This is a genomic window from Ideonella azotifigens, from assembly GCF_021043325.1.
Taxonomy (GTDB): domain Bacteria; phylum Pseudomonadota; class Gammaproteobacteria; order Burkholderiales; family Burkholderiaceae_C; genus Ideonella; species Ideonella azotifigens.
Genome location: NZ_JAJNKD010000034.1, coordinates 1 through 10,978, shown reverse-complemented (window position 1 = coordinate 10,978; position 10,978 = coordinate 1). Strand labels below are relative to the sequence as shown.

Annotated in this window: 9 protein-coding genes and 1 pseudogene; 8 read left to right on the top strand and 2 right to left on the bottom strand. The window is 65.9% G+C overall.

The genetic code is table 11. From position 1 onward, the window contains the following. Positions 1-305: 305 nt before the first annotated feature. Together LRH25_RS32275 and LRH25_RS32270 are read right to left on the bottom strand one after the other, a co-directional pair. Entirely contained in the window at positions 306-1,079 is a 774-nt protein-coding gene (locus LRH25_RS32275) for a GntR family transcriptional regulator (RefSeq protein WP_141287974.1), read from the bottom strand. Positions 1,080-1,095: 16 nt separating this feature from the next. Continuing rightward, entirely contained in the window at positions 1,096-2,811 is a 1,716-nt protein-coding gene (locus LRH25_RS32270; protein WP_141287973.1) for a glycerol-3-phosphate dehydrogenase/oxidase, read from the bottom strand. Positions 2,812-3,055: 244 nt separating this feature from the next. Here LRH25_RS32270 and LRH25_RS32265 point away from each other — a divergent pair, with 244 nt between their 5' ends. From LRH25_RS32265 to LRH25_RS32230, 8 genes and pseudogenes are all read left to right on the top strand, one after another. Then, positions 3,056-4,591, top strand: coding sequence for an FGGY-family carbohydrate kinase (locus tag LRH25_RS32265; protein WP_141287972.1), 1,536 nt, complete (start codon positions 3,056-3,058; stop codon positions 4,589-4,591). Positions 4,592-4,668: 77 nt separating this feature from the next. Next, the gene (locus LRH25_RS32260) at positions 4,669-6,441 is read left to right on the top strand and encodes a thiamine pyrophosphate-binding protein (RefSeq protein WP_141287971.1); all 1,773 of its coding nucleotides are present in this window, start codon (positions 4,669-4,671) and stop codon (positions 6,439-6,441) included. 48 nt (positions 6,442-6,489) lie between these two features. Beyond that, complete coding sequence (locus LRH25_RS32255) at positions 6,490-7,578, top strand: ABC transporter ATP-binding protein (RefSeq protein WP_231013256.1); 1,089 nt, start codon at positions 6,490-6,492, stop codon at positions 7,576-7,578. Between the two features lies 1 nt (position 7,579). After that, positions 7,580-8,668, top strand: coding sequence for an ABC transporter ATP-binding protein (locus LRH25_RS32250; RefSeq protein WP_141290215.1), 1,089 nt, complete (start codon positions 7,580-7,582; stop codon positions 8,666-8,668). Then, on the top strand, positions 8,665-9,552 hold the full coding sequence (locus LRH25_RS32245) for a carbohydrate ABC transporter permease (protein WP_141290214.1): 888 nt from the start codon (positions 8,665-8,667) through the stop codon (positions 9,550-9,552). The genes LRH25_RS32250 and LRH25_RS32245 overlap by 4 nt, the downstream gene beginning before the upstream one ends. Continuing rightward, positions 9,542-10,357 (top strand): carbohydrate ABC transporter permease, encoded by an 816-nt coding sequence (locus LRH25_RS32240; RefSeq protein WP_141290213.1) that lies wholly within the window; start codon positions 9,542-9,544, stop codon positions 10,355-10,357. The genes LRH25_RS32245 and LRH25_RS32240 overlap by 11 nt, the downstream gene beginning before the upstream one ends. A 36-nt stretch (positions 10,358-10,393) precedes the next feature. Further along, complete coding sequence (locus tag LRH25_RS32235; RefSeq protein ID WP_141290212.1) at positions 10,394-10,702, top strand: DUF2160 domain-containing protein; 309 nt, start codon at positions 10,394-10,396, stop codon at positions 10,700-10,702. Between the two features lie 85 nt (positions 10,703-10,787). Further along, positions 10,788-10,978: pseudogene (locus LRH25_RS32230) on the top strand (carbohydrate ABC transporter substrate-binding protein); the annotation flags it as partial.

The window sequence follows — 10,978 nt, the reverse complement described above, 5'->3', positions numbered from 1 at the left end:
GAGCGCGCTGGCATGGCCCACTGCGCGCCCAAGCTGAACCCCAAGGGCGATCCGGCCAAGTACCTCAGCGACAAGGGCGCACCGTGGGCCAAGCTGGCCAACGAGAAGCCCAAGGGCGAGACCATTGCCTACGATACGCTGCTGAATGCCTGGAAGGCCGGCAAGGTGCGCTGAGCAACCTGGCGGCAAACAACGGTTTGCCGCCAGCGACCCTTGATCACGAAGGGCTGGCAGGCCGCTGCAACGCGGCTTGTCAGCCGTCGGCCTTCAGCGTGGCGGCGTTTGGCTGGTTGTTCGCGCGGCGATCAGCCGATGCGAATGTGCAGTGACGCGAGGTCGGTTCTGAACAGCGCGCGGTAGTACTCGATGGGCAGCCCGGCGTCCGACAAGGCGCAGGACTCGATGGCCAGCAGCGGGCTGGTGTGGGGAATTTCCAGCAGGTCGGCTTCCTCGGGCGTGGGCGTCACCGCCTCGATCCAGCGATCAGCGCGCTTGAAGATCATGCCGTACTGCTTTTGCAGCACGTCGTAGAGCGAGCGGGTCTGCAGCGGCAGCTGGTCCAGGCCCGGCGTGAGCGCCGCCGGGATGCTGTGGCGCACCAGGATGCGCGGGATGCCGTCCACCATCTGCACCCGCGAAACTTCGACCACTTGCGAAGCAATGCCTTGGTCGACCGGCAACCTGAGGAAGTGCTGCGCGCGCTCGCCTGGCAGGGCCACGCGCTGGGTCAGCACGCGGCGCGTGATGCGCTTGTGTTTGTCCAGCAGTTCGCCCGAAAAGCCGACGATGGAGCCGACGAAGTTCTGCTCCTCGCGGCGGCCAGAGACAAAAGCGCCTTTGCCCTGGCGCTTGTAAATGACGTGCTCGTAAACGAGCTGGTTCAGAGCCTCCCGCACCACGGTTCTGGAAACGCCAAAGCGTTCGCACAAGGCGCTCTCGGAAGGCAGGGCCGCGTTGGCGCCCATGCCGTTGTCGCTGATCATGCGCAGCAGGGACTGTTTGACCTGGGACCACAGTGGCCCGGTGGCAGATTCTGCGGCGGCGTCACGACCCGACGCTGCGGGCGGATCTTCTGTCATGGAGGCGGCTCTGGCATCAGAGGTCTGCAATGCGGGAGCCGATTTGTACACCATGTCGCTGCCTGAGCAGCTTCAGGGTGCCGGCCACTTCCTGTGCCTGGCGATGGGCGTCCCAGCCCAGCTCCCCGCCGATGATGGTGGCGATCATGCGCAGTGCTGCTTCGGTGCAGCGACCTTCGATGGCAATCAGCGTGCGGCGCAGCACCACGTCGGCCAGCCGGCCGATGCGCTGGTGCTGTGCGATGTGGACCATCTCGCCCACCGTGTAGGTGGGCAGGTCGCAGATGGCTGCAGCGCCGGTCGTGGCGACGATGGCGGCGACTCCGCTGGCTTCGCAGCCGTAGCGGTCCCAGAGCAGTGCCACCAGCGCGGGGGCCAGGCCCGAGGTGGTGCTCAGGCGGTCCACGCGCGCCTGGCGCTCGGCCGGGTCGACTGGCCAATCGCGGCCACTTCCGATGGGCAGCTGGGCGGTGTCGACCCTGCGCTGCCGGCGCAGGCGTGCGAGCACATCGTCAGCGATCTGGGCTGCGCAGGCACGGTAGGTCGTCCACTTGCCGCCGACGAGGGTCAGGATGTCAAAAGGGCGATCCCCCTGGGCCGGCAGCAGCCGCACCGAGTGGTCACGGCTGATGGCGCCGGCCACGGTGCCGTCAGCCGCAGGCAGCGGGCGCACGCCGGCGTAGCTGAAGACGATCTGCTCGCGCCTGGCTGGGAGCTCAGGCATGGCGATGCCCAACTCCCTGAACAGGTAATCGATCTCGGCCTCTGTGCATCGGCAGTCGTCCGGATCGTCGGTGCGGATGTCGGTGGTGCCCAGCAGGACCAGATCGTCGGTCAGGCAGTAGGCCAGGCAGATGCGATGGTCCTGCGTCTCGAAATACAGCATGCGCGCACCCAACTCACGTGCCAGCAGCGGGTGGCGCAGCACCAGGTGGGCGCCCCGCGTACCGCCAATGAAGCGGTGATGGACCCCCATCTGCGCGTCGACCTGGTCCACCCACGCGCCGGTGGTGTTGATCACCAGGCGTGGCCGCACCTGAATGCGCTCGCCGCCCAGCGCGTCTTGAAGTGTCACCGTGTCGCCCTCGCTGGACACGAGTGCCAGGTAGGACGCCGCCAGTGCCTCGGGGCAATCGCGTTCTGCGTCTGCGATCAGCTCCAGCGTCAGCCGTTCAGGATGCACGAGCCGGGCATCGAAGAACTCGGCCACCAGCTTCACCTGCTTCGATATCGAAGGCATGGCGCGCCGCAGATCCGGGCCACTCACCAGCCGATGTCTCGGCACCCCACCGATCTTGCGGCCAAACCAGTCGTAGAACACCAGGCCCAGTTTGGTCACGATCGCGCCTTTGCGCCCCGGGCTTCGCGTCCAGCCGAAGAAGCGTGCCGGCGCGCGTGCCAGGCCGGCCCACCAGCTGTTCAGCGGCACCCACACGGCCAGGGGAACCACCAGGTGGGGGGCGTTCATCAACAAGCGGTTGCGCTCCTCGACGGACTCGCGCACCAGCGCGAACTCGCCGGTCTCCAGGTAGCGCAAGCCGCCGTGGATGAGCCGGGACGGCGCCGCGCTGGTGCCGCTGCAGAAGTCTCCCCGCTCGACCAATAGCGCGCCCACACCCTGCGCGGCCAGGTCGCGCAGCAAGCCGACGCCGTTGATGCCGCCCCCGACGATCAACACCTCCACGTCGGGCTGAGCCCGGATCTCGTTCAGTACATCGTCCCTGCGGCGCATCGCCCATCTCCTGTCTCTGTGTTTAGACCCGTTCGCGAACCAACTCATCATTACAAGATGCAAAGCCGAAGTCCGTGGCGGCGGATCATGAATGCATCCTGTCGTGCGGCTCATCGGCAAAAACACCTAGCAAATATGCGGAGAACGTGGATTGACGGGGAGGAAGTGGTCGATAGACTTCGGCCAAATCAAGCAAGACATGCCTCAACTTGTAATTACGAGATTGATGGCAAAGGAGACAAGCATGACGAAGTACCTGCTGGGCCTGGATGCCGGAAGCACGATGACCAAGGCCGTGTTGTTCGACTTCCAGGGCAACGAGATCGGCACCGCGCGTCGGCGCAATCCGATCCTGTTTCCGGCGCCAGGCCACACGGAGCGGTGCCCGCAGACCATGTGGCGAGACGTTGGCGAGGCCATCCAGGAAGTGCTGCAGACCTTGGCAATCGACGCTGGCGACATTGCCGCGGTTTCGGTGTCCGGCTACGGTGCGGGCCTGTACCTGGTCGACCGGCATGGGCAGGCGGTGCGGCCCGGGATCATGTCGACCGACGCCCGGTCGACCGATGTGCTGGCCCATTGGGCGCGCGACGGGCTGAGCCAGCGCAACGGTGTGCGGACACAGCAGCGGCTGTGGGCCGGTCAGCCTGCCGGGCTGCTGCACTGGTTGGCCAGGCATGAGCCAGCGGTGGTCGACGCGACGCATTCGGTGCTGTTCTGCAAGGACTACCTGCGGGCGCAGCTGTGCGGGGACCTGTCCACCGATGTGACCGATGCCGGTGCGGGTGGGCTGATCGACGTGGTCCACGCCTGCTACCCGGAGGCCTTCTACGACGAACTTGGCCTCGGCGCCTGGCGCGACAAACTGCCCCGCATTGGCGCTTGCGACGAGGTCGTGGGCAAGGTCTCGGCGCAAGCCGCAGTGCAGACCGGCCTGCGCGCTGGTACGCCCGTCGTGCGCGGCATGGTGGATGTGTGCGCGGCGGCCATTGCTTCCGGCGTGGCCCGTCCGGGCCAGCTCAGCGTGATTGCCGGCACCTTCAGCATCAACTCCACGCTGCATGCCGCGCCTCGGTTGGACACCTTGCCGCTTTTGCAGATGGCGTATCCGGTGGGTGAACTCTTCCTGGCCACCGAGGGCTCGCCCACGTCCGCCAGCAATTTCGAATGGTATTGCAAGAGCATCCTCGGGCCGGAGGCCGTGGAGGCCGCGGCGCTTCGTGGCCAGTCCATCTATGACGTCTGCGGTGAGCGTGTCGGCCAGGTGCTCCAGCGTCCCAACGACATCCTGTTCCTGCCCTTCCTGTTCGGCGGCCCCAGCGGCGCGCCGGCCGGCTTCCTGGGGCTGCGCGCCGAGCACGACGGTGCCGACGTGGTGCGCGCGATCTTCGAGGGCATCGTCTTCGCCCACAAGCTGGACATTGATGCGCTGCTGAGCGGCAGCGACAGGGCGCAGGTCCAGAGCATTCGCCTGGCCGGGGGAGCAGCTCGCAGCCCGGTCTGGTCGCAGATGTTCGCTGACGTGCTGGGTTTGCCGGTCGAAGTCACCCAGGGTGGCGAGGTGGGCGCTCGCGGCACCGCGATGTGTGCCGCCGTGGCGCTGGGTCTGCATGCCGACTTCAGCTCGGCCATGACGCACATGGTGCGGGTCGAGCGGGCCTATCAACCCGACCCGGCGCGGCACGCGGCATATGCCCGCAAGTTCGAACGCTTCGCGCTGGTCGCACGCACCTTGGCGCCGCTCTGGCAACCGGCCGCCGAACCCGACCCCGCCCGCTGAGTTTTCACTGTCGTGACGAGCGACCAGAACCAGCCGTCACGACCTTCCTCATTTGAACCCACCTTACGGAAATCACCATGAAACACGTTGGCGACCTGCTCGCAAAAATGCTGTTGGACTATGAAGTCGACTTCGTCTTCGGCATGCCGGGCGGCCAGACCACCGCGCTGCACCAGGGCATTGCCCGGCTCGCGCCACGCATCGAGCACATCCTTGTGCGCGACGAGCGCAGTGCCCCCTACGCGGCCGATGCCTATGCCCGGCTGACGGGCAAACCTGGCGTGTGCGACGTGACGGTCGGCCCCGGCGCAACCAAGCTGACCGACGGCATCGTCGAGGCCTACAACGCCTCCATCCCCATGATCTGCATCGTCGGCGAACTGCCGTTGGACTGGGTGACCCTGCGGCACAAGGGCGTGGCCTCGCAAGGCTTCGATCAGCAGGGATTTTTCCAGAGCATTTCCAAGGAAGTGTTCATGGTGCCAAGCGTCACGGCTTTGCCCGACATCGTGCGCGCCGCCTTTCGCATCGCCACCTCGCCGCGTCCCGGCCCGGTGGTCATCATCGTGCCTCACGACGTGATGGACGCGCCTTGGGACGACAGCCAGGTGATCCCCGTGGACAAGCGTTGCATTCAGGCTCCGTCCAGCCGCTATCGCCCGGAAGACGCCGAACTGCAGCGTGCGGCCGCGCTGATCGCCAAGGCCAGGCGGCCCGCCATCATTGCCGGCGGCGGTGTGCATGCCTCGGGCGCTGCCGAACTGCTCACTGCGTTCTGTGACCGCGTCCAGCCTCTGCACGTGTCGAGCCTGTCGGGCAAAGGCTCGGTGCCGGAGACCCGGCCCTACGCCGCTGGCGTGCTCAACCCGCTTGGCAGCGCTGCCGCCATCCAGCTCATCAAGGAGGCCGACTTGCTGATCTGGTGCGGCAGCAAGGCCAGTCAGAACACCGCGATGAACTGGACCCTGCCGCTGGCCGGCCAGGCCAACATCACGATCGACGCGGACCCCACCGAGCACGGCCGCACGTTCCAGCCGACCGTCGCCTTGTGTGGCGACGTGCGGGCCACGCTTGCCGCCCTGGACGGGATGGTGAGCGCCACGCCCAAGCCCGAGTGGCTGGCGCGCATCGCCGAAGTGAAGGCGGGCAAGCAGCGAGGCCTCGACCAGGAGAAGGCCAGCACCCAGCTGCCCATCATTCCGCCCATCGTGATGGCCGGCTTGGCGGCCCGCCTTCAGGCCGAAGACGTGGTGATCAGCGACGCCAGCTTCTCCGCCGGCTGGATCGCCCAGTACATCCCCGCCACGCAAAGCGGCCGGCACTTCCTCTACGCGCGGGGCCAGGGCGGCCTGGGCTATGCGTCGCCAGCGGCCATCGGCGCGGCGGCGGTGCTGCAGCGGCGCGGCGGCCGCGTCGTGACCTTGGCCGGAGACGGAGGGCATGCGTTTGCCGTCGGTGAACTGGCCACCTTGGCCCAGAACCGCATGCGGGTGGTGAACATCGTCATCAACAACGGCACCCTGGGCTGGCTGCAGATGTGGCAGGAGGTGTTCTTCGAGGATTTGCGCAAATCGGTGGACCTGGCCGTCGGCGACAAGCCCGACTTTGCCGCTGCCGGCACCGCCATGGGCCTGCTGGGCCTGAAGGTCATGCGGCCCGAGGAGCTGGACGCCGCGCTCGACGCTGCGTTTGCCCATGACGGCCCCAGCCTGGTCGAGGTGATGATCGACCCGCGGGCCACCCCCATTCACAGCTTCCGTCGCCGCATGGAGGACCCGAATCCCAAGGCGCCTGTGCGGCCTGGCACGGTCTACGAACTGCGCCAATGGAAGCTGGCGAGCGAGCTGTGAGCCGGACGTGACCAGCATGTTCCCCCTCACCATGGCATCGGAGCCCACATGAAACTCGTGCTCGAAGGCATCGCCCAGCGCGCAGGCAGTGCGGTCCACCTTCATCCGCTTGACCTGACCTTGGTGCCCGGCGCAGTCACCGTGCTGCTGGGCGCCACCCAGGCCGGCAAGACCACGCTGATGCGGCTGATGGCAGGGCTGGACAAGCCCAGCAAGGGCCGGGTGCTGGTGGACGGGCAGGACGTCACCCGCCAGTCTGTGCGCCAGCGCAATGTCGCGATGGTCTACCAGCAGTTCATCAACTATCCCTCGCTGAGCGTGGCCGACAACATCGCCTCGCCGCTGAAGCTGCGCAAGGAAAAAGGCATTGCCCAAACCGTCCATGCCCTGGCCGCCAAGCTGCGCATCGAGCCCTTCCTGAAGCGCCTGCCGGCCGAACTGTCGGGCGGCCAGCAGCAGCGTGTGGCACTGGCCCGCGCGCTGGCCAAGCAGGCGCCGCTGATGCTGCTGGATGAGCCACTGGTCAACCTGGACTACAAGCTGCGCGAAGGCTTGCGGGAGGAGCTCTCGGCGCTGTTTGCGCAGGGGCGATCCACGGTCGTCTATGCCACCACCGAGCCCACCGAGGCCTTGCTGCTGGGCGGCTACACCGCCGTGCTGGACGAAGGGGCGCTGCTGCAGTACGGCCCCACCGCCGAGGTCTTCCGTCGGCCGCGCTCGATGCGCGTGGCGCGCGCCTTCAGTGACCCGCCGATGAACCTGGTGGCCGGCCAGGCCGCGCCGCAGGGCGTGGCGCTGGCGGCGGGCGTGTGCCTGCAACTGCAGCTGCCTGCCCTGGCCGACCGGCGGCTGGCCGGCAGCCTCACCGTCGGCGTGCGCGCCAGTGCCCTGCGGGTGCTCGGACGACCGGGGGACGTCACCCTCAAGGGCGTGGTGGAGCTGGCCGAGATCTCCGGCTCGGACACCTTCGTGCATGTGGCCACACCCATCGGTGAGCTGGTGGCGCAGCTTTCGGGGGTGCACCAGTTCGCGCTGGGCGCCGCCCTCACGCTGCACCTGGACCCAAGGCAAGCCTATGTGTTCGACGCGGCGGGCGAGTTGCTCGTTGCGCCGGGTGCCGCCGGGGAGTTCCACTGACATGGCCAAGATCACACTGGACCTGGCGCACACCTACTTCTCCAACCCGCAACGCGACGAGGACTACGCGCTGCTGCCGCTGAAGATGGACTTCGAGGACGGCGGGGCCTACGCGCTGCTGGGCCCCTCGGGCTGCGGCAAGTCCACCATGCTCAACATCATCTCCGGCCTGGTGAGACCGTCGCACGGCACGGTGAACTTCGGCGGTCGCGACGTCACCGCCCTGTCGCCGCAACAGCGCAACATCGCCCAGGTGTTCCAGTTCCCGGTCATCTACGACACCATGACCGTGGCCGAGAACCTGGCCTTCCCGCTGAAGAACCGTGGCGTGGCGCCGGATCGCATCCGGCAGCGCGTGGGCCGGATTGCCGAGATGCTTGAGCTCAGCGGCCAGCTCGACCAGCGTGCCGCCGGCCTGGCCGCCGATGCCAAGCAGAAGATTTCGCTGGGGCGTGGCCTGGTGCGCGAAGACGTGAGTGCCGTGCTCTTCGATGAACCGCTCACGGTGATCGATCCGCACCTGAAGTGGCAATTGCGGCGCAAGCTCAAGCAGATCCACCGCGAGCTCAAGCTCACGCTGGTCTACGTCACGCACGACCAGGTCGAGGCCTTGACCTTTGCCGACCAAGTGGTGGTCATGACCCGCGGCAAGGCGGTGCAGATGGGGGATGCGTCCGAGCTGTTCGAGCGCCCGAGGCACACTTTTGTCGGGCACTTCATTGGCTCGCCGGGCATGAATTTCCTGCCGGCACGTGGCACCGGCAGCGGCATCGAGGTGGCGGGTCAGGCCCTGGCCGCACCCCGCGCCGCGCTGGCGCAACTGGAGGCTTTCAAGGTGGGTGTGCGCCCCGAGTACGTGCAGCTGGCGCAACAGGGCCAGCCGGGCGCAATGCCTGCAGTCGTGACCCAGGTGCAGGACGTCGGCACCTTTTCGCTGATCAGCGCCAACGTGGGCACGGGAGCGAGTGAAGTGCGTGTACGGGCACGCGTGGCCGAGGAAGTGAGCTGGCCAGGCGTCGGCGAGACCGTCTGGCTGAATCTGTTCAGCGAACACACCTGCTACTACCGGGACGAGGAGTTGATCCCATGAAACCTGTCAACCAGAAGGCATGGTTTCTGATCCTGCCGGTGGTGCTTTGCGTGGCCTTCTCGGCCATCCTGCCGCTGATGACGGTGGTGAACTACTCGGTGCAGGACATCATCTCGCCGGAGCGGCGGGTGTTCGTCGGAACAGACTGGTTCAAGGCCGTGATGCGTGACGACGAGCTGATGGGCGCGCTGTGGCGCCAGCTGGTCTTCTCGCTGAGCGTGCTGGTGGTCCAGATCCCGTTGGGCATTGCCCTGGCCCTGTCGATGCCAGCCCGCGGCTGGCAGTCATCTGCCGTGTTGGTGACCGTGGCGATCTCGCTGCTGATCCCGTGGAACGTGGTGGGCACCATCTGGCAGATCTATGCCCGCAACGACATTGGCCTGATGGGTGCAACGCTGGCGAAACTGGGTTTCGACTACGACTACGCCCGAAACTCGGTCGATGCATGGCTCACTGTGTTGCTCATGGACGTCTGGCACTGGACACCGCTTGTCGCATTGCTGTGTTTCGCAGGACTGCGAGCCATCCCCGATGCCTACTACCAGGCCGCGAGCATTGACGGTGCGAGCAAGTTCGCCGTGTTCCGCTACATCCAGTTGCCCAAGATGCGCGGCGTGCTCGTCATCGCGGTGCTGCTGCGCTTCATGGACAGCTTCATGATCTACACCGAGCCCTTCGTGCTGACCGGCGGCGGCCCCGGCAACGCCACCACCTTCCTCAGCCAGTACCTGACCCAGAAAGCGGTCGGGCAGTTCGACCTGGGGCCGGCGGCTGCCTTCTCGTTGATCTACTTCCTGATCATCCTGCTGCTGTGCTTCATCCTCTACACCTGGATGCAACGCGTTGGCGCCCAAACCAAGAGCGAGGTTCCCCATGTGGTCTGACACGCGTCCCAAGAAGCGGGTCGTCTTCCTGGCCCTGTACCTGGTCATGTCGATCTTGCCTGTGTACTGGATGATCAACATGTCATTCAAGACGAACGAGGAGATCACCTCGGTCTTCACGCTGTGGCCGCGGGATTTCACCTGGCAGCACTACCGGACCATCCTCACCGACGAGTCCTGGTATTCGGGCTACATCAATTCGATGATCTACGTGGCCATGAACACGGCCATGTCGTTGGCCCTGGCACTGCCCGCAGCCTATGCCTTCTCACGCTACAGCTTCCTGGGCGACAAGCATGTGTTCTTCTGGTTGTTGACCAACCGGATGACGCCGCCTGCGGTGTTCCTGCTGCCGTTCTTCCAGCTCTACACCACCTTGGGCCTGATGGACACGCACATCGCCGTGGCGCTGGCGCACCTGCTGTTCAACGTGCCGCTGGCGGTGTGGATCCTGGAAGGCTTCATGTCGGGCATCCCGCGCGAGATCGACGAGACGGCCTACATCGACGGCTACTCGTTTCCGAGGTTCTTCCTCACCATCTTCATTCCACTGATCCGAGCCGGCGTGGGCGTCGCCGCCTTCTTCTGCTTCATGTTCAGCTGGGTGGAGTTGCTGATGGCGCGCACGCTGACCAGCGTCAACGCCAAACCCATCGTTGCAACGATGACCCGCACGGTGTCGGCCTCCGGCATGGACTGGGGTGTGCTGTCTGCGGCAGGGGTTCTGACCATCGTGCCTGGCGCCATCGTGATCTGGTTCGTGCGGCACCACATTGCCAAAGGTTTTGCGATGGGGCGGGTTTGACGTGCTGCAAAGCACACAGCGTTGAGGAGACGAGAGATGTTTGCATGGATGGCCTGGACGGTGCCGGTGACCGTATTCTTCAGTTGCATCGCCTTGATGCTGGCTGGCATGACGCTGTGGGAGATCAGGTCACCCACGGTGCTGCGCAAAGGGTGGCTGCCGATCGCCACCACCCGGGGCGACCGCTTGTTCATCGGCCTGCTGGCGGCAGCCTATGTGAACCTTGCATTCGTTGCCGTGAGCGAGAAGATGATGGATTGGTTCGGGTTGGCCCAGGAGCCTTCCATCTGGTTCAGCTTCGCCGCCTCTGTGGCCTTGCTGGGGCTGATCCTGCGCAAGGGCTAGGTGCCCGGTGAGTCTCAAGGCGCTCGGCTACCTCTTCCCGGCCGAAGTGTCATCGACCTCAAGGGGAGACCTTCTGGAGACATCAATGAAAATGCGTTGCACCGCCCTGGCACTTGCCGCAGTCAGTGCCCTGGGCAGCCATGCGGCCTGGGCAGGCGAGGCCGAGGCGAAGAAGTGGATCGATGGCGAATTCCAGCCCTCGACGCTGAACAAGGACCAGCAGCTGGCCGAGATGAAGTGGTTCATCGAGGCGGCTGCGAAGCTCAAGGCCAAGGG